The 21,654-nt window shown below is 58.0% G+C and carries 15 protein-coding genes and 3 pseudogenes; 6 read left to right on the top strand and 12 right to left on the bottom strand.

The features are described from left to right. Window positions 1-244: 244 nt before the first annotated feature. Window positions 245-610 carry a phage holin family protein gene (locus GT495_RS09585; protein ID WP_161162457.1) on the top strand — a complete coding sequence of 122 codons (366 nt, stop codon included), beginning with the start codon at window positions 245-247 and terminating at the stop codon, window positions 608-610. A 132-nt stretch (window positions 611-742) separates the two neighbouring features. On the opposite strand, the gene GT495_RS09580 is transcribed toward GT495_RS09585, so the two are convergent. Beyond that, the gene (locus GT495_RS09580; protein ID WP_152076787.1) at window positions 743-1,171 is read right to left on the bottom strand and encodes an Rrf2 family transcriptional regulator; all 429 of its coding nucleotides are present in this window, start codon (window positions 1,169-1,171) and stop codon (window positions 743-745) included. Between the two features lie 253 nt (window positions 1,172-1,424). Here GT495_RS09580 and cysK point away from each other — a divergent pair, with 253 nt between their 5' ends. The 3 genes and pseudogenes from cysK to GT495_RS09565 all read left to right on the top strand — a co-directional run bounded on the left by cysK (window position 1,425) and on the right by GT495_RS09565 (window position 5,174). Then, the gene (gene cysK / locus GT495_RS09575) at window positions 1,425-2,363 is read left to right on the top strand and encodes a cysteine synthase A (RefSeq protein ID WP_152073603.1); all 939 of its coding nucleotides are present in this window, start codon (window positions 1,425-1,427) and stop codon (window positions 2,361-2,363) included. Between the two features lie 177 nt (window positions 2,364-2,540). After that, window positions 2,541-3,644, top strand: a pseudogene (mnmA, locus tag GT495_RS09570) (tRNA 2-thiouridine(34) synthase MnmA); the annotation flags it as partial. A 156-nt stretch (window positions 3,645-3,800) separates the two neighbouring features. After that, window positions 3,801-5,174, top strand: coding sequence for a DNA-binding protein (locus GT495_RS09565; RefSeq protein ID WP_161162455.1), 1,374 nt, complete (start codon window positions 3,801-3,803; stop codon window positions 5,172-5,174). A gap of 138 nt (window positions 5,175-5,312) precedes the next feature. On the opposite strand, the gene GT495_RS09560 is transcribed toward GT495_RS09565, so the two are convergent. From GT495_RS09560 to GT495_RS09550, 3 genes are all read right to left on the bottom strand, one after another. Next, window positions 5,313-6,332 carry a M42 family metallopeptidase gene (locus GT495_RS09560; protein WP_161162458.1) on the bottom strand — a complete coding sequence of 340 codons (1,020 nt, stop codon included), beginning with the start codon at window positions 6,330-6,332 and terminating at the stop codon, window positions 5,313-5,315. A gap of 264 nt (window positions 6,333-6,596) precedes the next feature. Beyond that, window positions 6,597-7,763: a lactaldehyde reductase gene (gene fucO / locus GT495_RS09555; protein ID WP_022094861.1), complete on the bottom strand. Its 1,167-nt coding sequence runs from the start codon at window positions 7,761-7,763 to the stop codon at window positions 6,597-6,599. A 165-nt stretch (window positions 7,764-7,928) separates the two neighbouring features. Continuing rightward, a complete protein-coding gene (locus GT495_RS09550; RefSeq protein WP_118377270.1) occupies window positions 7,929-8,645 on the bottom strand; it encodes a YoaK family protein in 717 nt (238 codons plus the stop codon). Between the two features lie 250 nt (window positions 8,646-8,895). On the opposite strand from GT495_RS09550, the gene GT495_RS09545 reads away from it, so the two are divergent. Then, window positions 8,896-11,031: a YgiQ family radical SAM protein gene (locus tag GT495_RS09545; RefSeq protein WP_370457647.1), complete on the top strand. Its 2,136-nt coding sequence runs from the start codon at window positions 8,896-8,898 to the stop codon at window positions 11,029-11,031. 126 nt (window positions 11,032-11,157) lie between these two features. Here GT495_RS09545 and GT495_RS11180 read toward each other — a convergent pair. Beyond that, window positions 11,158-12,528 (bottom strand): annotated as a pseudogene (locus GT495_RS11180) (PTS transporter subunit EIIC). A gap of 11 nt (window positions 12,529-12,539) precedes the next feature. Beyond that, a complete protein-coding gene (locus GT495_RS09535; RefSeq protein WP_161162453.1) occupies window positions 12,540-14,018 on the bottom strand; it encodes a family 1 glycosylhydrolase in 1,479 nt (492 codons plus the stop codon). A gap of 153 nt (window positions 14,019-14,171) precedes the next feature. Here GT495_RS09535 and GT495_RS09530 point away from each other — a divergent pair, with 153 nt between their 5' ends. Then, on the top strand, window positions 14,172-15,164 hold the full coding sequence (locus GT495_RS09530) for an AraC family transcriptional regulator (RefSeq protein WP_152073596.1): 993 nt from the start codon (window positions 14,172-14,174) through the stop codon (window positions 15,162-15,164). Here the strand turns inward: GT495_RS09530 and GT495_RS09525 are convergent. From GT495_RS09525 to GT495_RS09500, 6 genes and pseudogenes are all read right to left on the bottom strand, one after another. After that, window positions 15,161-16,087 (bottom strand): CPBP family intramembrane glutamic endopeptidase, encoded by a 927-nt coding sequence (locus GT495_RS09525; protein WP_161162452.1) that lies wholly within the window; start codon window positions 16,085-16,087, stop codon window positions 15,161-15,163. The two genes, GT495_RS09530 and GT495_RS09525, sit on opposite strands and share 4 nt — an antisense overlap. Before the next feature lie 50 nt (window positions 16,088-16,137). Next, a complete protein-coding gene (locus tag GT495_RS09520) occupies window positions 16,138-16,359 on the bottom strand; it encodes a hypothetical protein (protein WP_117757910.1) in 222 nt (73 codons plus the stop codon). A 216-nt stretch (window positions 16,360-16,575) separates the two neighbouring features. Next, window positions 16,576-16,779, bottom strand: a pseudogene (locus GT495_RS10680) (hypothetical protein); the annotation flags it as partial. 109 nt (window positions 16,780-16,888) lie between these two features. Beyond that, complete coding sequence (locus tag GT495_RS09510) at window positions 16,889-18,271, bottom strand: 6-phospho-alpha-glucosidase (protein ID WP_161162451.1); 1,383 nt, start codon at window positions 18,269-18,271, stop codon at window positions 16,889-16,891. Window positions 18,272-18,274: 3 nt separating this feature from the next. Beyond that, window positions 18,275-19,891, bottom strand: coding sequence for a PTS transporter subunit EIIC (locus GT495_RS09505; protein ID WP_161162450.1), 1,617 nt, complete (start codon window positions 19,889-19,891; stop codon window positions 18,275-18,277). Window positions 19,892-19,990: 99 nt separating this feature from the next. Then, entirely contained in the window at window positions 19,991-21,376 is a 1,386-nt protein-coding gene (locus GT495_RS09500) for a glucose PTS transporter subunit IIA (RefSeq protein ID WP_161162449.1), read from the bottom strand. Window positions 21,377-21,654: the final 278 nt, after the last annotated feature.

The raw sequence follows: 21,654 nt of genomic DNA, 5'->3' as shown, positions 1-21,654 counted from the left end.
GGGGCCGCGGGGGCGTTCGGCTAACTGCGGGAACGGCCTATTTGCTCAATGTGTTCGGCTGAGATCGGAAATCAACCTTTTCAGGACGAACGCCGTTTAGAAACCGAATGCGCACGTAAGCTCCACGAGTATTTGAGACAATGGGCGCCCAAACACCGCGGCGCGCCCGCGCAACCGTCCAAGTCGCCGCCGCAATCCGCTTCACGCGACGCCGGCAACCTTGGCGCAAGAAAGGATTCACGCCATGCGCTTTATGCTTAACTGGCTCTTCACCTCGATCTCCATCGCGATCGCCACGTTCCTCGTCCCCGGTATTCAGCCCTTCGGCTTTGCCGAGGCCTGGGTCTGCTTTGCCTTTGTGGGACTGTTCCTCAACATCGTCGATTCGTTCGTCAAACCGTTCCTCACGGTCATCTCGCTGCCGCTCACGATCATTACGCTCGGCATTTTCCAGCTCGTGCTCAACAGCTTTATGCTGGAGCTCGCCAGCTACCTGTCGGTCAACCTGTTGGGCGGCGGCATCTCCATCGCCGGCTTTGGCTCGGCCTTTATGGGCAGCATCCTAGTGTCCATCATGCGCGGCATCCTCGATAGTATTGCCGAAGAGTAGAACGACCCGACACACAAACGCATCGGACCAAATCAAAGGCCGTCCATCGCAAAATGGGCGGCCTTTGATTCGTCAATTCTCAGAGGGCAAGAAAAACTACCATTTCCGCCCCGTCCCCAAATGACAGGTGGGCTAGATGACGTAGTCGTAGCCTTCGTTGGGGGCGACGAGCTGGTCGAGCGTCACGCCATCGAGGTAATCGTTGATGAGCTTGTCCAGGTTCTTCCACACGTCGAGCGTGGGACACTCATCAGATCGCGAGCAACCCTTGCAGTCGCCATCCAGGCAGGCGACCGGCGCCAGACTGCCCTCGGTCAGGCGCAAGATCTCGCCCACCGTGTACTGCTCGGGCGGGCGCGTGAGCACATAGCCGCCGCCCTTGCCGCGCATGCCCGAGAGCATATTGGCGCGCACGAGCGTAGCCAAGATGTTCTCGAGATATTTCTCGGAAATCGCCTGTCGCGCCGCAATCTCTTTAAGCGGGATACGGCCTGTCGCCTGGTGCTCGGCCAGGTCAACCATAACGCGCAGGGCGTACCTGCCCTTAGTAGAAACCAACATATAGAGTGCTGCCTTTCGGTCTTTTAGTCCGCTGAAATTCTAGCCGAAAAATTGGCTTTGAAAATACCCGTTCCGGCCAAGATGGTTAATCAACTTGAAATAATCTCCTATTTCCTATTGCATTACTAGGCTTTAGCGTCTAGTATGCTTCCCAACAGGTAAACGAACAACCTATAAGTTTTATGGGTTTATCTGCTAGACGCATCATAACACCGCACGGTAACCAGTAACTTGAACACTTTGGAGGTTCACCATGAGCAAGGTTTACACGTCCATCGATCAGCTTATCGGCCACACCCCGCTTCTGGAGCTCACCCACTTTGAGGCCGATGAGGACCTCAAGGCTCGCGTGCTCGTCAAACTGGAATACTTCAACCCCGCCGGGTCCGTCAAAGACCGCGTCGCCAAGAACATGATTGACGAGGCCGAGAAGGCCGGCAAGCTCGTGCGCGGCGGCGACTACACCATCATCGAGCCCACGAGCGGCAACACCGGCGTCGGCATCGCCTCGGTGGCGGCGGCTCGCGGCTACAAGGTGATCATCACCATGCCCGAGACCATGTCCGTCGAGCGCCGCAAGCTGATGCAGGCATACGGTGCGCAGCTCGTGCTCACCGACGGCTCCAAGGGCATGAAGGGCGCTATCGCCAAGGCCGAGGAGCTGCAGAAGGAGACTCCCAACAGCATCATCGCCGGCCAGTTTGTGAACCCCGCGAACCCGGCCATTCACAAGGCCACGACCGGCCCCGAGATCTGGGACGACACCGACGGCCGGGTCGACATCTTCGTCGCCGGCGTTGGCACCGGTGGTACCGTGACCGGCGTGGGCGAGTTCCTCAAGGAGCAGAACCCCGAGATTAAGGTCGTCGCCGTCGAACCCGCCACCTCCCCGGTGCTCTCCAAGGGCCAGGCCGGCCCGCACAAGATCCAGGGCATCGGCGCCGGCTTTGTGCCCGACGTCCTCGATACCCAGGTCTACGACGAGATCATCCCCGTCGAGAACGAGGACGCCTTTGCGACCGGCCGCGCCGTGGGCCACAAGGAGGGCGTGCTCGTGGGCATTTCGTCCGGTGCCGCCGTGTGGGCCGCACTGCAGCTGGCCAAGCGCCCCGAGAACGAGGGCAAGACCATCGTGGCCCTGCTTGCCGACACCGGCGAGCGCTACCTGTCCACAGCACTGTTCCAGGACTAAGGGCCCGTCACTTGTCGAAGAGCCCAAGGCACGCCGGTCTTCCCCTCTTCTGGCAGCCTGGGCTCATCCCGGCAGGGTGTCCCACAGGACGCCTGAACTTGCTACAATGTCTGCGGCGCGGAACCAGCCTCCCGCGCCGCTTTTCTTTTTTGGCCACATGCCACCAAGGAGAACCTCCCCATGCACAACAAGCGCGTGCTCGTCGCCATGAGCGGCGGCGTCGATTCCAGCGTGAGCGCGTACCTGCTCAAAAGCCAGGGCTATGAATGCGTCGGCGCCACCATGCGCCTCACCTGCCCCGCACCCGACCCCACCACGGGCATGAGCAGAGTCGACCGCGACATCGCTGACGCGAAGGCAGTTTCCGAGCGCATCGGGATCCCCCATCACGTGCTCGACCTGCAGCAGACGTTCGACCACAGCGTTATCGAGCGCTTTGTGAACGCCTACCAGGAAGGGCTGACGCCCAATCCGTGCATTATCTGCAATCGCCACATTAAGTTTGGCGCGCTGCTCGATGCGGCGCTGGACATGGGCTGCGACTACATCGCAACGGGACATTACGCCAAAACAAGCCAGGCGGCAGACGGCACCTGGCAGCTCCATCGCGGCGAAGATCCCAAAAAGGACCAAAGCTATTTTTTGTATTCGCTTACGCAGGAGCGCCTGGCACGCACGATCTTTCCGCTGGCAGGCCTAGACAAAGAGCGCGACGTGCGCCGCATAGCCGCCGAGCAGGGCTTTACCAACGCCCAGAAGGCCGAAAGCGAGGACATCTGCTTTATTCCAGACGGTGACTACGCGGGCTATATCGAGCGCCGCTGCGGACATCCCGCTGCACCGGGCGACATCGTGTGGCGCGACGGCAGTGTGGTCGGGCGCCACAACGGCGCGCTGCGCTACACCATCGGCCAGCGCAAGGGCCTGGGCGTCGCGATGGCGCATCCCGTGTATGTGACGGGCGTCGACGCCGCCAACAACACCGTGCATCTGGGCGAGGCCGAAGATCTGACCGCCGCTGCCCTCACGGCCGATGAGTGGATCTGGAGCGCGCCGGACGCACGCATGGAGGCGGAGCTCGACGCCGGCGGCATTCGCGTGGGCGCCAAATACCGCTACCGTCAGAAAGACAAGGCAGCGACCCTTACGCGCGGCGAAGACGGGCAGATGTTGCTGACCTTTGACGAGCCGCAACGAGCCATCGCCCCCGGCCAGGCCGTCGTCGTCTACCGCGGCGACATCGTCCTGGGCGGCGGTACCGTGACCGGCGCACTTAAGTAGCCGGAACCCCACCACCCTAAGTTGCGGTGAAATAGGGACTGTTTAAGCGTTTCAAGCCGCTAAACAGTCCCTATTTCACCGCAACTATGTTAAGTATTATGATGTTTGTGCTTGCAGTATTTAACAATTAGAATACTTAACGAGTTGATGCGGTAGATGAGTACTTCCAACTATATATCCATGGGTGACGCAGCGCGTCTGCTGGGCGTTACAAAGGCCCGCATATCGCAACTGGCTGCATCGGGAACGCTCGCGTGCGATATCGTCGGTGGGCGAAAAATGGTTGAGTACGATTCCGCGATTGGCTATCAAAAGGTCCGTAAGCGCGGGCGCCGTCCCGCAGCTGACGTAGGGCGCAAGTTCACGTTGATGTCAGCCGACCATGAGGTCGCGCATGTCTCGTTTGATCCAACGCGCGAGTTTTCCTTTGAAATTGCCGACATACTCGATGCACTAAGGATGCCGTTTGGCACGTGCTCGAGTTCTTCTCCAACGGTAAATAAACGAGCACTCAACACGTGGTGGAGTCACCGGTCGGTGCCCGACGTCCGCCCCGGACTCATCTCGCGCTATCGCGAGCTGGGAATTGACAACGGTATTGAAGTGCCCGTTCGTTGCCTGGGTTTTTCGCTTTCGGATTGCTATTGGCTAAGGCCGGTCGACTGCGATGGACTCGATTGGCAGCACCTCAATTACTTCGAAAACGATTTTGAACGGTCGGCACCCGAGCATCGTTCAGGCTGGCTTGAGGGCATCGGACTCAAAAATCCTGACAATACGTCCGAGGGCGAGCTCCCCAAATCTTGGATAATCCGCAATGGTGTTCGCATCCTGGTCAAAGGATGCGGAATGGACGATCAGCGACCGTTTAACGAGGCGGTTGCAACAGCCCTACATCGGCGTCTGCTATCCAAAGGTGAGTTTGTTCCCTATACGGTCGAGCGCATGTTCGACGAGCCCGTATGCCTATGCGATGACTTTCTTAATGGCCGTGAGGAATATGTGCCGGCCGCTTATATCAGGGACGCACTCGGTGGCCAGCGAGGAAACTCAACATACGATCGATACTGTCGCTTTCTTGGCAGACACGGGGCTGACGAAGCTACGGTAAGAAAAGCCATGTCGCAGATGATTGTCTGCGATGCCCTCCTGGCCAACAGTGACCGCCACTGGCGAAACTTCGGCATCATCCGCAATGTCGACACACTGGAAATGCGGCCTGCACCGCTGTTCGATAGTGGCAATTGTCTGTGGTACAACGTGCCAACTGCCGCGCTCGTTGCCGGGGAGTTTGGATTTGCCGCCAAACCGTTTGGTCCGGACCCTTCCACTCAGCTAGCATTTGCTGACTCGCTCGATTGGTTCGATGCGTCGCATCTCGATGGGTTCGTCGACGAAGCAGTCGAAATCCTCTCACAAAGCGCATGGGCAACAGCAGGCAATCGTCTCAAGGCCATCCGCCGCGGTCTCGAGCGCCGCACGATAGAGGTAAGCGCCGCCGTTGAGATGCTACGTCACGTGCAGAGATAACAGCACTGCCCCCTAAGTTGCGGTGAAATAGGGACTGTTTGGCGGTTTTAAACGCCTAAACAGTCCCCATTTCACCGCAACTTAGAAAGGACGGCCTCGGTCGGCACTGCTGTGTTAGCCGAGTCGCAAGCTGCTCCCCTAGCGCTGTACGTAGGCGCGGACCAGCTCGTAGGTATTGCGCACGCCGTCGATGTGGCTGCGCTCGTAGTTGTGGCTCGCGTACACGCCGGGGCCGATCAGACCATGGCGAATGTCGTAGCCGGCCGAGAGCGTGGCCTCGACGTCGGAGCCATAGTGCGGGTACACATCGATGGCGTAATCGAGCTCCAGCTCGCGCGCGATGTTGGACAGCGTGGTTACCAGGTCGTAGTTGTACGGACCGCCCGAATCCTTGGCGCAAATCGAAACCATGCGCTCGGTGCAGCCCAGGTCGTCGCCCACGCAGCCCATGTCCACGCTGATCATCTCGCGCGTGTCGGCCGGCACAAAGGCACCGCCGTGGCCGACCTCCTCGTACACCGTAAAGAGCAACGAAACCTTGCGCGAAAGCGTCACCTCGCCTTCGGCGACGGCGCGGGCCAAACCCAGCAGAATCGACGCGGACAGCTTGTCGTCAAGGAAGCGACTCTTGATGTAGCCGCTCTCCGTCACCGTGGTGCGCGGATCCATAGCGATGATGTCGCCGGTTTGAATACCCAGCTCGAGCACATCGTCCTTGCTGTCAACGTTCTCGTCGAGCAGGATTTCCATGTTCTTCTCGATGGTCTTGACCGGCTCATCGGCCACATGCGCCGAAGGCTCGGTATTGAGGACCACGCCCGTGTAGACATTGCCGTCGCGCGTATAAACGGTGCAGTTCTCGCCATCGGCCGTAGACCACTGATGCCCGCCGAGGGTCGTGGGGCGCAGGCGACCATTGTCCTTAATGGAACGCACCATGGCGCCCAGGGTATCGACATGGCTCGCCAACACGAGCGGCTCACCCTCACCACCAAGCTCAACGAGCACATTGCCCTTATTGGAGCGCTCGGGCCCAAAGCCCATATCGCGCAACGCCTCCATCAGATAATCAGTCGCCGCACGGGTATAGCCCGTAGGCGAAGCAATCGAGGTAAGCGCCTTCAACTGGTCAGTAATATAGGAGAGCGTAGAATCCATCTTGGACACCAAAGTCACCCTTTCATATCGAATTAAACCCACAGCAACGATACCACCGCGAACCATCTTTTTACCTAGCGAGATGACCCATCGAGCTCTTCAGAACTGCGCCCGCCACGATAACGAGCCGGCGGGCCCCTGCCCGTTAGCCCCACAATCTTTCCGCAGGACAGAAGGAGGCCCCGCCGCACGTAGTGCGCAGCGGGGCCTCCGACATGTCCGAGGACGATTGTGGGGCTAACGGGCAGGGGCCCGCCGAACCAGTTAGGCAGCCGGGCAGATCTTCTTGAAGAGCTCAATGACGTCGTCGAGCGTCGCCTCGCGCGGGTTACCCGGGAAGCAGGCGTCGGCCATGGCGTCCTTGGCCAGGACCTCGATCTCGTCGGCCTTCATGGCCTCGCAGACGTGCGGGATATTCACGTCGGCGGAGAGCTGCTTGACGGCGGCGATGGCGGCATCGGCAGCCTCGTCGGTGCTCATGCCCGTGGTGTCAACGCCCATAGCAACGGCAACCTTGGCCAGGCGCTCGGCGCAAACCGGCTTGTTGAACTCCATGGCAATCGGCAGCAGCATAGCGCAGGCGACGCCGTGCGGGGTGTCGTAGTGAGCGGACAGGGTGTGAGCCATGGCGTGGTCGATGCCCAGGCCAACATTGGAGAAGCCCATGCCGGCGACATACTGGCCAAGAGCCATGCCCTCGCGGCCGGAGCCGGGCTGACCGGACTTGGCCTCGGCAACGGAGTCGCGCAGGTTCTCGCTGATCAGCTTAATAGCCTCAAAGTGGAACATGTCGGAGAGCTCCCAGGCGCCCTTGGTGGTGTAGCCCTCGATGGCGTGGGTCAGAGCGTCCATACCAGTGGAAGCGGTCAGGCCGGCAGGCATGGAAGCCATCATGTCGGGGTCGACGACGGCGACCTCGGGGGCGTCGTTGGTGTCGACGCACACGAACTTGCGGACCTTCTCGGGGTCGGTGATGACGTAGTTGATGGTCACCTCGGCGGCAGTACCGGCGGTCGTCGGCACGGCGATGGTGAACACGGCGTGGTTCTTAGTGGGAGCAACGCCCTCGAGGCTGCGGACATCAGCGAACTCGGGGTTGTTGATGATGATGCCGATGGCCTTGGCGGTGTCCATGGAGGAGCCACCACCGATGGTCACAATAGCGTCAGCTTCGGCGGCCTTGAAGGCCTCGACGCCGTCCTTGACGTTCTGGATCGTGGGGTTGGGCTTAATCTCGGAGTAGAGGCTCCAAGCGATGCCGGCGGCGTCGAGCTCGTCGGTCACCTTGGCGGTAACGCCAAACTTGACCAGGTCGGGGTCGGAGCAGACGAAGATCTTCTTGTAGCCGCGACGCTGGAGCTCACCGGGGATCTCCTTGATGGCGCCGGAACCATGATAAGAGATGGTATTGAGAACGAAACGATTAGCCATTGATAGCCTCCCATCGTGTGCGGGGCACCCATTACGCCCCACGCTATGAGTCCCATCCTAACGCTTTTGAAACAAAAAACACGTGAGAACATCAAAAGTGTTAAAGCGTTTCAACAGATAATGAAAAATAATGCGGCAAAGGGACAGCCCCTTTGCCGCATTCGGTTACTTTCGGCAGCCCTCTTTCCAAGCCTCGGCCGCAACCTTCCAGCGTAAGCGCAAGTCGCGCTCGCGGTCGATGAACATGATGGCAAACGCGACAAACAGCAGCAAGCTCGCCACGACGATGGCGTGCAGGCCCATGCGCTCAATACACCAGTTGCCCAACACGGCGCCAAACACAAAGGTAAAGATCACGCCAAAGTACAGCAAGCCGTTTTCCAAAAAGCCGCGCCTGTGGGTGATGATGTAATCGTCCACGTTTTGCAGCGCGTTGCGCAAGTTGCCGATGCACATAGTCGTGGCGATGCCGTGTCCATGAATCTTGCGGAAGCTCTCGACTTGCATGCCGCAGGCAAACGAGGTGAGGCAGTTGGCGAGCAGGTTGTAACCGCCACCGGGAATAAAGCTCACGCCCAGCAAGATGACGGCTTCAAAGAACACCGTCACCTGACGCCAGTGAATCACGCTGCCAAACCGTTCGTGTACCAGGTCGGCAAGCATAATGCCCACGGCAAACGACACCACAGGGAAGAAGTAGCGCCCCGCAAGTGCCCAATTGCCCTCCGAGATGCTCACGCCCACCAGCAAGATGTTGCCCGTCTGCGCGTTGGCGAAAACATGGTCGCGGCCGATGTAGGAATACACATCCATAAAGCCACCGGCGAGCGCCAAGATAATGCCCAGCTCAATAGACTCCGATATCTGTTTGGCACGCTGCATCGTCGTGCATCCTCCTTGTTGACGACTCTCTCGTGCGTTGGCGGAGACATAGCCGCCGTTCATACTGTAACCCATTGACAACATGACGTGCGCGCGAGACGGGTTCTCCAACGCGCGGATACACAGTCTGGAAACAAACGGCGGGCGCGGCGCCGACACCCGAAGCCTCGTGTACTCCACCAGTCTTTTTAGCGCCGTCCCAAAAAGACTGGTTACAATTACGTGCAGCATACTAACAACGGGAGGAATCGTGGCACAAAAGCCCCAGGACGCTCAGCACAACCAGCACGGCAAGCATGCCCAGCGCGGCCAGCAGCAAAAGCGCGGCGGTAAGACGCAGGGCTCGCAACCCACGCATGCCCCGGCGGCGCCCGCCCGTCCCTGGCGCCCGGGCCGCGATAAGTTCCTCCCCGTCAGCCGCGCCGACATGGATGCCCGCGGCTGGGACCAGTGCGACTTTGTCTACGTCTGCGGCGACGCCTACGTAGACCACCCCAGTTTTGGCATGGCAATCATCAGCCGCGTCCTCGACGCGCACGGCTACAAGGTGGGCATCATCTGCCAACCCGACTGGACCGACCCCGCTAGCATCACCGTGCTTGGCAAGCCGCGCCTGGGCTTTCTCGTCAGTGCCGGCAACATGGACTCCATGGTCAACCACTATTCGGTGAACAAGCACCGCCGCCACACCGACGCCTACACTCCCGGTGGCGAGGAGGGGCACCGCCCCAATCGAGCCGTCACGGTCTACGGCAATCTCATCCGTCAGACGTTCAAGGACGCTCCCATCATTATCGGCGGCATCGAGGCGAGCCTGCGCCGTCTGGCCCACTACGACTACTGGCAGGACAAGCTCAAGCGTTCGGTACTGCTCGACTCGGGCGCCGATATCCTCATCTACGGCATGGGCGAGCACGCGATTGTCGAGATCGCCGACGCGCTCGACGCGGGACTGCCCGTCGACCAGATCACCTATATCAACGGCACCGTCTACCGCACCAGCTCGCTCGACGAGGTCTACGACTACGACTTGCTGCCCAGCTGGGACGACCTAGCCGCCGACAAGCTCAACTACGCACGCAGCTTTAATGTGCAGCAGCAGAACATGGACCCCATCACCGGACACCGCCTGGTAGAGCCCTACCCCAACAGCGTCTATGTGGTGCAGAACCCGCCGTCGGCGACGCTCACCACCGACGAGATGGACGAGGTGGCAGAACTCCCCTACGCACGCGATTGGCATCCCGACTACGATGCCGCAGGCGGCGTGCCGGCCTTTGCCGAGATCAAGTTTTCGATCAGCTCCAACCGCGGGTGCTTTGGCGAGTGCTCGTTTTGCGCCCTCACCTTCCACCAGGGCCGTGTGTTGCAGATGCGCAGCCATGATTCGATCATGCGCGAGGCCGAGCTGCTCACGCACGATCCCGAGTTTAAGGGCTACATCAACGACGTGGGCGGACCGACGGCCAACTTCAGCCGTCCCGCCTGCGACAAACAGCTCAAGCATGGCGTGTGCAAGAACAAGCGCTGCCTGTGGCCGAGTGTGTGCAAGAACATGGTGGTCGACGAGAGCGGCTACACGCAGTTGCTGCGCGACCTGCGCCAGCTGCCGGGCGTCAAGAAGGTCTTTGTCCGCAGCGGCATCCGCTTTGACTACACCATGGCCGACGCCTCGGACGAGTTTTTGCGCGAGCTGCTGGAGCACCATGTCTCGGGCCAGCTGCGCGTAGCGCCCGAGCACGTGAGTGACGCGGTGCTGTCCGTGATGGGCAAGCCGAGCCGCGCCGTCTACGACGCATTCTGCCGTAAATTCGAACGTCTGAACCGCGAATACGGACTCAAGCAGTATGTGGTGCCGTACCTGATCTCGAGCCATCCCGGTTCAACGATGAAGGAAGCTGTGGACCTTGCCGAGGCCGTGCGCGACATGGGCTACATGCCCGAGCAGGTGCAGGACTTCTACCCCACGCCGTCCACCATGTCGACCTGCATGTACTACACCGGCGTGGACCCACGCACCATGCAGCCGATCTACGTGGCACGCGACCCGCACGAGAAGGCCATGCAGCGCGCGCTCATCCAATATCGCAAGCCCGAGAACTACAAGCTCGTGCGCGAGGCACTGGAAAAGGCCGGCCGTCGCGACCTGATTGGCTACACCAAGCATTGCCTGATCCGTCCCGTGCCGCCGCGCCCGGGCGAGACGTCTGCTGGCGGTGGGCATGGCACTGGCAAGAAGGGCGGCAAACCGCATGGCGGCGGCGCTGGCAAGGGGCCCAAGGGCAGCAAGGGCCACGGCGGCATGTCGCGCGCGCAGAACACCGCAGGCCGCAATCGCGCGGCCCAGGGACGACAGGGCGCCAACGGCGGCGGCAGACGCAACTAGCGCGGCGAGGCGGCATGCCGCCGTTGGCGACACGACACGCCCCACCAATAAAATGCCGCTCGCCGGGGCGTCGCAGAACGATTCCCCGACGAGCGGCCGATTAATATTGTCTATCTCAAAACGTCGTTACTTTTTGTCGAAACGACCAAAGAGCGCAAACGAGAGCGCCGCAGAGATAACCCAAGTCAAAGCGATGCAGACGACAATCATGATCAAGTTCATGGGATTGCCGCTTGGATCGGCATAAACGGGCAACGAAGTAATGCCGGGCATAACAAAGCCGAAGCACTTTGCGCCGAGAACAACGGTAAGCGCACCGCCAATGCCATCCGCGATCATCGCAGCGATAAGCGGAGTCCTGTTAGGAACCTGAACGGTAAACAAGGCGGGCTCGGAAATTCCCATAAATGCTGAGAAGGCGCACGTCATTGCAGCGGACTTGAGCTTTTCGTCGGTCATGCGCAGGGCTGCACCAAAAGACGCACCGCTTTCGGCGAGGTTATGGCAGAAAGAGATCGGGAGCAGATAGTCATACCCAAGCGTTGCAATATTGGAAATCTGGATAGGGCTCGTTGACTGATGCATGCCGAAGAGCACGATAAGCGGCATAAAGAAGCCCAGCAGAAAACCGGCAACGGGGCCTAACGTCGAGAATAGCCAAACGATACCGTTGGCAAGACCAAGACCGCACCAGGCACCAATCGGAGCGAGCACAAACAGGTTGACGGGAATCACGATAGCAAGGGAGAGCGCCGGAACGACAACGAGCTTAAAAAGATCCGGCACGACTTTGTCGATTGCGCGATATACAAAAAACAAGCCAATGACGCCAAAGATAACCGGGAACACGGAATCGGCGTAGCTAAAAATCGGCACCGCAAAACCGAACAGCGCAAGAGGCGTCTAGCCCGTACCGACAGCGTTGACAATGGTCGGGTACATCAGCGATCCGGCAACACAAAGCGCAAGCGAACGGTTGACTCGGAACTTATCAGCTGTAGACATTGCCAGCAAAAACGGCAAGAAGTAGAACGGGATATCCGAAATCATATTGAATATCGCAAAGTCGCCGGCACCCGTGTCGATTCCAAAAGCCGCGATAGCAGCCAGGATGCCCTTTACGATGCCTCCCGCCACCAGTGCGGGAATAATAGCGGAGAAGATGCCGGTGATGATATCGAATACGCGAGCCGAACCTTTTTGGAGCTCAGGCTGCTCGGCGTCGGCGGAGACCTCGCCACCCATCCTGTCGCCTAGCATGGGCTCCAATTCGTCATATACCGACCCCACGCTGGCGCCGATGATAACCTGCCACTGCCCGTCTTTAACCTGCGCGCCCAAGGCGCCGTCAAGCGTCTTAAGGGCCTCCAGGTCTGCCTTGCTATCGTCCTTCAGGTTGAATCTGAGCCTTGTAATGCAGTGCGTTGCCATAACAACGTTATCGGCGCCGCCCACGAGCTCGAGGACACGAGCGGCCAGTTCCTTCTTGTCTGCCACAACAATCACTCCTACCCAAGATCCTCGCCATTAGTGGCGATACATTTCTGATACCAATAGAAAGAGTCTTTACGCGAGCGCTCCGCAGTGCCGTTGCCGCAATTATCCAGATCGACATAGATAAGCCCGTAGCGCTTGTCCATCGTAAGAGGACCGCAGGCAACAAGGTCAATGAATCCCCAGATCATGTATCCGCGCACGTCAACGCCATCGATCACTGCTTCCTTAAGGCACTTTATGTGCTGGCGCAAATAATCGATTCGATACTCGTCGTGGATGCTGCCATCCTCCTCGACTACATCAGATGTGCCGAGGCCGTTCTCGGCGATATACAGGGGCAGCCCATAGCGGTCATACATCTGGTTAAGGGTAACCCTCAGGCCAATGGGATCGACCTGCCAGCCCCACTCACTCGTCTCGAGATAAGGGTTCTTGTTTGCCATGACCAGATTTCCCGCAGTCTTCTCCCATCCCTGATCGCAGGTGGATACCTGGGAAAAGTAGTACGAGAAAGCCAGGAAGTCGACAGTGTTGCGAGCGATGAGCTCTTCATCGCCCGGCTCCATTTGAATCTCGATATCGCACGCGTCGAAATAGCGATTCATATAAGCGGGGTATTTTCCACGAGCCATCACATCCGTATAGAACCAGTTGGAATACTGGTCGTCGTGAATAGCCTGCATGTTATCTTCGGGACGGCAGGTGGCGGGATACGTGCAGAATCGAGCAATCATGCCGCCAACGGGAGTATCGGGCGAAAGACGATGGACAATCTCGACGGCACGCGCATTGGCAACGAACTCGTGGTGCAGACACTGGAAGATGGCTCGATCGAAGTTCTCCCCCTCTTCGTCTTTGACCAGACAGACCCCGTCCCAAGGAGAAAAACGCGCTGCATTGAACTCGTTAAAAGGCAGCCAGAAATCGACCAGATCGCCCAATTCCGTAACGATTGTCTCGACATAGCGGGCGAAGAAATCAATCGTCTTGCGATTCTTCCATCCCCCATATGTGGTGACAAGATTTACCGGGATGTCATAGTGGAGCATGGTGACGAAGGTTATAATGCCGTGCTTTTTGCACTCACCCAGCATGCTTCGATACCACTCGATGCCTTCGCGGTTAGGCTCAAGATCATCTCCGTTAGGATAGATTCGGCTCCAGCAAATAGAGGTGCGGAACAGCTTGAGGCCCATCTCCGCAAAAAGCGCGATGTCCTCACGGTAGTGATGATAGAAGTCGTTACCGCGCCTAAACGGGTAGAACTCAACACCATCATCTGCGAGAGCGTTCATTAGTTCGTCATGGCAGAAGGGGTTGTTTTGATGCTTATCCTCAATCTGGTCATGAGTCCAGGTGCCATCCAGCCATCGACAATCCTGCGTCGACTTTCCCTTTCCGCCCTCGTTCCAGGCGCCATCGGCCTGCGAGCACGATATGGCTCCACCCCATAAAAAGTCGGAGTCAAACCCATGTTTTAACTTACCCATTTGCCCTCCTTGATCGGATGCTCCAGCGGATAACCCAATACTAGGAAGAACAAGATATATAAGATATCGCATAGAAAGCGTGGCTTTATAACATTTTTTTAGATATAATACCGTTCAAGGTATCGATTCTACCGTTCACCGCTGGAGCACCCCATGGATTCGAATCTCAAACAGCTGCTCTATACGCATACCGAGACCGAAGAGTGGCATCGCACACATCCGGGAGAGCTCAGCCCGCGATATAACAGGGTGGAAACCACAACCATTAACGGCGAAGAGGTCTATCTGTTTGATTGGAAAGAAACTCTCGACGAAAACCCCGTGGGCCTTATCAAGGAGTCGCGCTTTACCGATATTCCTCCCCATATCAATCGGGATATGGAGCTTAACTACGTGTACGACGGCGTCTGCACGTTTATCGTCAACGGACGGCGACTACTCCTTAAAAAGGGCGACGTGCTCATTTGCAACACCGGCGTAGTCAGAAGCGTTCCATACGTTAAGGGCGAGCATGATATCGTCATCTCAATCGTCTTCAAAAAAGAAATGTTCGATTCGTTGTTCCTGAGCCAGCTACCCGGCGCGTCACCATTAACGAATCTTCTATTTGATTTTGTGTCCAAAAACCGCGAGGCCCGAAAATATCTCATTCTTCCAGAGGAATACGCCCGGCATGCGCGACGCCTCATCGAGATGCTCTTTATCGAATATCACTTTAAAGATGCCTATTCCAATGAACTCATGAGGCACCTCGCCGTCAGCCTATTCCTTGTTCTCATTCGAGGACTGTACCGACGCTCCGCAACTGATAACCAGGCGATCATGTCGGACGAACGCATCGTGTCGATTCTGAATCATATTGAGCGAAGCTACGGCGACTGCACACTCGAAAGCATTGCGAGCGATACGGGTTATAGCACCAGCTATCTCAGCAGCTTGATCAAGCAAAAAACCGGCAAAACGTTTTCGCAAATCAAGCTCAACCAGCAGCTCACAGAGGCGGCATATCTTCTCAATAACACCGAGCGCAGCGTGCAGTATGTAGCCCGAAAAGTCGGCATCTCCAACATGTCATTCTTTTACTCAAAATTCAAAGAAGCATTCGGCGAAACGCCAGGTGCGTTCAGGACGCATCGGTCTAGTTAAAGCCATTGATAATCAGGTCGATCAGTTTCGCATGGCGCAGGAATGCACGACCGGAGCAGCAAGCGCATTGCCTCTACCAGTACGAAGCCGGCGATGGCAACCGTGACCGCCACGTCGAGCGGCGTGTTCACAAACCACATCAGGCCCATGAGGTACGATCCGGCGTTAAAGACAAAGTGCAGCAGAATCGTGTAGCGGAGCTTTCCGGTCGCCACGAGCACCCAGCCAAAAACCAGACCGGCGGCGCCGGCGTAGCAGCCCTGCACCCAGTTCATATGCATAAAGCCAAAGATAGCCGCCTGCAGCACAATCGCCGCGGCGATACCCCACGTGTTTGGGGCCGCCCAAGGCACCATGGCGCCGTCCTGCGCCCGCGCGCGATGCCGGCGTTTCCAAAGCGGACGGCACTGCGGGTTAAACGCTCGGAGCGAAAACTCAAAAATGATGCCGCGCACCAGCAGTTCCTCGCAAAACGGAGCGCCAAGCACCGTGGTCAGGACGGCCAGATAGCTCGTATCGCCCATGCCTGTCTCCTCGACAAGTTCGCTGTAATCGGCCGCGGCATCGGGCAACAGCGACAGCACGGCGTCGGTCACGTAGCCAACGACCACCTGCAGGGCCAGGCCGATCACGATAACGCAGGTGATGCGTTTCCACGCCCCACGCGCTCCCCCGCTAAGCGGGCGCTCGCCCTGCCAGCGCGCCATAAACGAGCGCGGCCACAGATAACGCCACCACAGCAGCGCCATCAAAAACGACGCCGTCTGAGCGGCAGCCTGGAACCATTGGATATCGAGATTGTCGATCGGATAGCCCGTCAGCACCGACACGGCATCGAGAACTGAAAACAGAACCGCGCTCAGGGCAATATCTGCCGCGACAACGCCAAAACAGGCAAGCGCCCAAATCATCGCATTGAGCATGCCAACCTCCTCCCGACAGGTAGTCATTTAAGAACGTCCCCAACGACTAGTCATTGGGGACGTTCTTCAACGACTAGCTGTTGGGGACAGTCTTTGCCAAAAGCCCCGTTGGGCGAGATGTCGAACGGGAAGGTGCCGCAGCGATTGAACGCGGCGATAAACATGCGGATGGCGTTGGACGGCGTGGTACCCACGAGCTGGGTTGCCGCCGCGAAGGCCGCCTTTTCCTCGGGCAAGACCTTCGCGACAACCGGGGTCATGTGTTCTGCCATGGCGCTTCCTTTTTGAAACGACGGTGATGCGGATAGATGCGGGCCACGCGGCTGGGCGACGGGCTGTGAAGGCAACCCGATTGGCCCGCATCTGGAGTTTGTTTCTACGGCGTTGGTATTACTTGGTATTCCTAAGTATTACCCCGCAGATAGAATACCATACCCGGCCCAATGGGGACGGAGAAAAAACGAATCATTTTGTTGCTGAGTGAGTATTTAGAGCGTGATGATGTCCGAGATATTGAGAGCCCGAGCGTCAGCGGCATCGTGCGTAGCAAGCAGCAGCATGCGGCTGTCGAGCAAGTCGAGCACGACCTCGGCGCATGCGTCGCGCGCAGCGGTATCTAGACCGGTAAAGGGCTCGTCCAGAATCACCGCGTCGCCTGGGCACAGCAGGGCTCGAGCGATCTCGACGCGACGGCGCTGCCCGCCCCCATATCAACCCTTTGCACCAAATGACAATGCCCCGCCCACGCAATCACGTGGACGGGGCATTGCTCCAGGTATGCGGCCAGCGAGCCTGTTGCTTTTACTTAAGCTCGGGCCAGAAGTCCTTGTTGGCCTCGATCATGTCGTCGAGGACCTCCTTGGCGACCTTCATCGAAGGCACGGTCTTGTTGAGCGTAAAGGCCTTGAGCGCCTTCTCGTACGAACCCTCGATCGAAGCCTCGACCACGAGCTTCTCGGAGTTCAGCTGCTGCATCATGAGGCCCTGCTGGAACAGCGGAATGTTGTCGCGGCTGATGACCTCGGGGCCGTTCTTGCCAATGTAGGCAGGCAGCTCGACCATAGCGTCGTAGGGCATGTTGGGGATAGCGCCCTTGTTCTCGCAAATGACCAGGAAGCGCTGCTTGGTGTCGTTCTTCAGAGCGATAGCCAAGTCGGCAATCCAGTCACCGTGGCTGCCCGCATAGAACGTGCTCTCGTCGATCTCGCCCGTCTTCTCATAGTGATCGATACCCTCAAAGAGGTTCTTCTCGCGCGTCTCCTCGACCTCGTTAGCACGGGTGCGCTCGGGGTTGGAGTGCTCGACGAACTCCTTCTGCTGCAGGTAGTAGTTCAGGTACGTGTTGGGCAGGTACTCCGGGAAGCACTCCATGATCTCGTACTCGCCCTTCCAGACGTAGTACCAGCTGCCCTTGGTGTGGCGGTTCTGCTCGGGGTGCTCGTCGGTGGCCTCCTCGGGCTTCTTGGACATCAGCGAGCCCATGCCCTTGAGGTACGAATCGGGCAGCAGGATCTCATGCTCCTTGATGTACTCGCGCAGCTGCGGGAGCACCTCCTCGCCCTTGTGGCGGATCGAGGTGAACCAACCAAAGTGGTTGAGGCCAAAGTAATCGTACTCGACATCCTTCTTGTCGATATCGAGCGCGGCGCAAACCACGTCGATGATCGCGATCGGCATGTCGCAGATGTTGATGATGCGAGCGTTGGGACGCAGCACGCGGCAGCCCTCGGAGACGATGGCGGCAGGGTTGGAGTAGTTGAGAATCCAGTAGTCCTTCTTGGCGTACTTCTCAACGTCATCGATCAGCTCGACCATGGGGAAGATGGTGCGCATGCCGTAGGCAAGGCCGCCGCAACCGCAGGTCTCCTGACCCACGCAGCCGTGACGCAGCGGAATCTTCTCGTCCTGCTCACGCATGGCGTAGCCGCCCACGCGCATCTGAGCAAACACGAAGCTCGCGTCGGTAAAAGCCGTCTCCTTGTCGGTGGTCACCGTCAGCTTGATGTCCAGGCCAAGGTCCTCGTGCAAAATCCAGTCCACGAGCACGCCGATCTTACGCTGACGCTCCTCGTTGATGTCGTACAGACGAATCTCGTCAACGTCGAGCTCGTCCTTGCGCAGGGCAATGGACTTGACGATGCCGGGGGTAAAGGTGGATCCGCCACCACACAGAGTAATGATCATTGTTTACTGCTCCTTCTCAATTGCGTTTTCGACCTTGTCGCGCATCTCGGCGACCTTCATGCCAAAGATGATCTGGATATTGTTGCCGTTGCGGTTGATGCCGCTGTTGGGCACGTGGTTGATGAGGTTCTCATCGATGAGGTCCGGGTTCTTAACGTTCACGCGGAGACGCGTAAAGCAGTTCTCGAGCTCCTCGATATTGTCCTTGCCGCCAAGACCTGCGACCAGGTCGGCGATGCCCGCATCGACGCCCTCTGCGGGAGCTGCGGCAACAGCACCCTGCTTCACCGCGACAGATGCGGCAGCTTCACCCTCGGCAACGGACTCAGCAAGCTCGGACTCATCCTCGCGACCGGGGGTATGAAGGTTGAGCTTCTTGATGAGGAAGGTGAAGAGGAAGAAGTACAGAGCGGCGTTGACGACTCCAAGCACCAGCATAACCGGCCAGTTGGTCTTATCGACACCCAGGACCAGGTTGGAGACCACGATGTTGATGATGCCGCCTGCAGTCGAAGCGGGCACGGAGAGAACCTTGAGCAGAACCAGGAAGATGCCGGAAAGAACCGAGTGAACGACGAAGAGCACGGGAGCGGCAAAGACAAAGAGGAAGTCCATGGGCTCGGTGACACAGGAGAGCACGGCGGTGATGATCAGCGGGATGATAACGGCCTTGGTCTTATCCTTGTTCCCCTTGTAAGCGGTGACGATAAAGGCGAGACCGATACCGATGTAGGGCCACAGGTTGTTGAAGGTGTAGCTGTTGAAATACGTGCTATCGGAGAAGGGCTGGCCCGTCATTGCCATCTCGGCAACACGGATGGGGTAGGCACCGGCGATAACCTGATCGCCCAACGTCAGGGTGCCACCCACATCGGAGAACTGGAACGGGGTGTAGATGAGGTGGTGCAGACCGGTGGGAACGAGCAGCTTGTTGAGCATGCCGTAGATAAACAGACCGACGTTGCCCGACTCCTTAATGATGCCGGCAACGGAGGAGATGGCGCCCTGAACCGGAGGCCAAACGATACAGAAGCCAGCGCCCATGATCCAGGAAATGATGATCATGATCAGGAACGGAAAGCGAACGCCCGAGAACATCGAAAGGGCAATGGGGAACTGCTTGTTCGAGTACTTGTTGAACACGGCACCGGTGATGCAACCAAGAATGATGCCGCCAAACACACCGGTATCGAGCACCTGAATGCCCATAACGGTGGCCTGGCCGGTTCCGGTTAGGCCGAGCATGCCGCTCGCATCGGCAAGAGAGCCGGTAGCGTTGAGCACGATGTTGTTAGCTTGCAAGAACAGGAAGAACGACATCAGGGCGATCAGCGAAGCATGGCCCTTGTTCTTCTTTGCCATGGCGCCGGCGATGCCCACGCAGAACAGAATCGAGAGGTTGTTGATGATAAACATCAGCGACTGGTAGACAACGGCGCCCACAAGCTGGAACGGACCGGAGCCCAGTACGGGGACCAAAGCGCAGATGGTCTTGTTGGTCAGAATGATGCCCACGATGAGCAGGATGCCGGCAACCGAGAGATACATCATCGGCTGGACGATCGACTTCGCGAACACCTCCAACGGCGCTTTGAAATTGAACTTCTTTTTTGCGGTCATAGCGGTACTCCCCTTCCTTTTCCGCAAATTAAGACAGATGTGCCCTGGACAAGACCGTGAGCCTTGCCTTATATCAATCGGTGTGTGGGCACGTTATGCCTAGAGACCAGGTTCTCCAAGCAGGTTAACAATGTGGTACGCGAGATAACTCTTCTCGGCATTGGTAACGACAACGTTATAGGTAGACGACAAGTGGGCGGCTATGGCGTCCGCGCACGAGAACGCGCACGGATACTTAGTTTCATCGATTCGGAACAGCGCATCGTCATTGATCTGCCCGGCCGCGGGGTCAAGCGCCCGCTGTGCGAAAAACTGCAGGTGGCGGACGAAGCGCTCATAGGGCAACGAGGTGTCGTCGAGGGTCGCAGTGTAACGATCGGAAACAATCGCGAGTACGTCGCGAACAAGCTGGACCGAGATGATGAGACGGTCGGAGCGTTGCGGCATGGTGGCGTTGACGATATGCAGCGTAATAAAACCCTGCTCTTCTTCGCTCATCTGGATGCCCATATACTCCTTGACAATCTGCAGCGCACGGCCAGCAAGCGCGTACTCCTTGCGATAGAACTGCTGGATCTCAAGCAGCAGCGGTTTCTCGCAGGGAACGCCTTTGCGCTCGCGCTCCAAAGCAAGGCTGATATGGTCTGCGAGAGCGATGAGGATCTTGTCATTGATATCGACATTGAGCTCTCGACGAAGCATCTGAACGATGTCCTCGGAAATCACGAGGTTGACGGTGGGGATGGACTCTAGAAGATGTGCCAAGCGGTCAATCGTACGCGAATCCTGAGAAGTTCCCTCCTGCAACGCGTAGGTCTTTTCGACCGATGCCTCGTCGATGGCATCGCCGGCATGACGGCCAAAGCAGAGGCCTCGACCGATGACGATGAGCTCGGAGCCATCGTCCGAAGTGACCATTGCGACGTTGTTGTTAAAAACTCGCTTGATAACCACGGTACCCACCACAAGAATTGACTCGGAAAGCCAGATGACAGGCTCTTTAACAGCAACAGGGCCGGAAGCATGCTCTCGAAGAGTCGAACTCTCCGAACGCTCGCACACGATAATGAAGACCGTGGGATCGAAGCCGGCGGCGCGGACCGCGTCGAAATCGACCTCGACGAGGGGCTGGCCCGCGTCGACATGGTCACCCTGGGCAACAAGCGCATGGAAGCCCTTGCCCTCAAGCTTAACAGTGTCGATTCCGATATGCAGCATCACCTGAGCAGAGCTGTCGTCGGACATGATGCCCAGCGCGTGCTCAGTCGGAAACAGCGCCGCGACGGTGCCGGAAACAGGAGCGCACACCGTTCCCTCTTGGGGAACCACGGCAACACCATCGCCCACGGCACGGCTGCTAAAAGCGGGGTCATTGGTTTTTTCTAGATGAACAAGCTCGCCGGAAACGGGAGCGAGGATTTCGAACTCGGAGGTTACAGTCTTCTGCTCATCCGAGCCCCCCATAAGGCGAGAAAAGAAACCCATGGTGGCATGTCCCTTCATACATATAGCCCAACCAAAATCACACGAATGCGTCCATAGAGACACACCCGTTCAAAGACTTTGGTTAGGCCCACGTCCGAGGGACTCGGTAACCTTCCGCATTTCTTTTTCCGGGAGTTATTGTAGGCAACAGCAAAGCCAGAATAATCATTCTGACCGGTGAACGGTATTTTTTCTCCGATACCTTGATTATCAACTTTATCCGAACACCTCCCACATTCATCCGCACATGTGCGGATGAATGTGGGAACCCGATACCT

Source organism: Collinsella sp. BIOML-A6, assembly GCF_009875845.1.
GTDB classification, from domain to species: Bacteria; Actinomycetota; Coriobacteriia; order Coriobacteriales; family Coriobacteriaceae; genus Collinsella; species Collinsella aerofaciens_H.
Note: the sequence above shows the minus strand (reverse complement) of the source record. Positions and strands in the feature narration are given on the sequence as shown.

Excerpts from the sequence above, each read along its gene's own strand:
- GT495_RS09585 (WP_161162457.1), top strand. The coding sequence starts at position 245 with ATGCGCTTTATGCTTAACTGGCTCTTCACCTCGATCTCCATCGCGATC.
- GT495_RS09580 (WP_152076787.1), bottom strand. The coding sequence starts at position 1,171 with ATGTTGGTTTCTACTAAGGGCAGGTACGCCCTGCGCGTTATGGTTGAC.
- cysK (WP_152073603.1), top strand. The coding sequence starts at position 1,425 with ATGAGCAAGGTTTACACGTCCATCGATCAGCTTATCGGCCACACCCCG.
- GT495_RS09565 (WP_161162455.1), top strand. The coding sequence starts at position 3,801 with ATGAGTACTTCCAACTATATATCCATGGGTGACGCAGCGCGTCTGCTG.
- GT495_RS09560 (WP_161162458.1), bottom strand. The coding sequence starts at position 6,332 with ATGGATTCTACGCTCTCCTATATTACTGACCAGTTGAAGGCGCTTACC.
- fucO (WP_022094861.1), bottom strand. The coding sequence starts at position 7,763 with ATGGCTAATCGTTTCGTTCTCAATACCATCTCTTATCATGGTTCCGGC.
- GT495_RS09550 (WP_118377270.1), bottom strand. The coding sequence starts at position 8,645 with ATGCAGCGTGCCAAACAGATATCGGAGTCTATTGAGCTGGGCATTATC.
- GT495_RS09535 (WP_161162453.1), bottom strand. The coding sequence starts at position 14,018 with ATGGGTAAGTTAAAACATGGGTTTGACTCCGACTTTTTATGGGGTGGA.
- GT495_RS09530 (WP_152073596.1), top strand. The coding sequence starts at position 14,172 with ATGGATTCGAATCTCAAACAGCTGCTCTATACGCATACCGAGACCGAA.
- GT495_RS09525 (WP_161162452.1), bottom strand. The coding sequence starts at position 16,087 with ATGCTCAATGCGATGATTTGGGCGCTTGCCTGTTTTGGCGTTGTCGCG.
- GT495_RS09520 (WP_117757910.1), bottom strand. The coding sequence starts at position 16,359 with ATGGCAGAACACATGACCCCGGTTGTCGCGAAGGTCTTGCCCGAGGAA.
- GT495_RS09510 (WP_161162451.1), bottom strand. The coding sequence starts at position 18,271 with ATGATCATTACTCTGTGTGGTGGCGGATCCACCTTTACCCCCGGCATC.
- GT495_RS09505 (WP_161162450.1), bottom strand. The coding sequence starts at position 19,891 with ATGACCGCAAAAAAGAAGTTCAATTTCAAAGCGCCGTTGGAGGTGTTC.
- GT495_RS09500 (WP_161162449.1), bottom strand. The coding sequence starts at position 21,376 with ATGGGTTTCTTTTCTCGCCTTATGGGGGGCTCGGATGAGCAGAAGACT.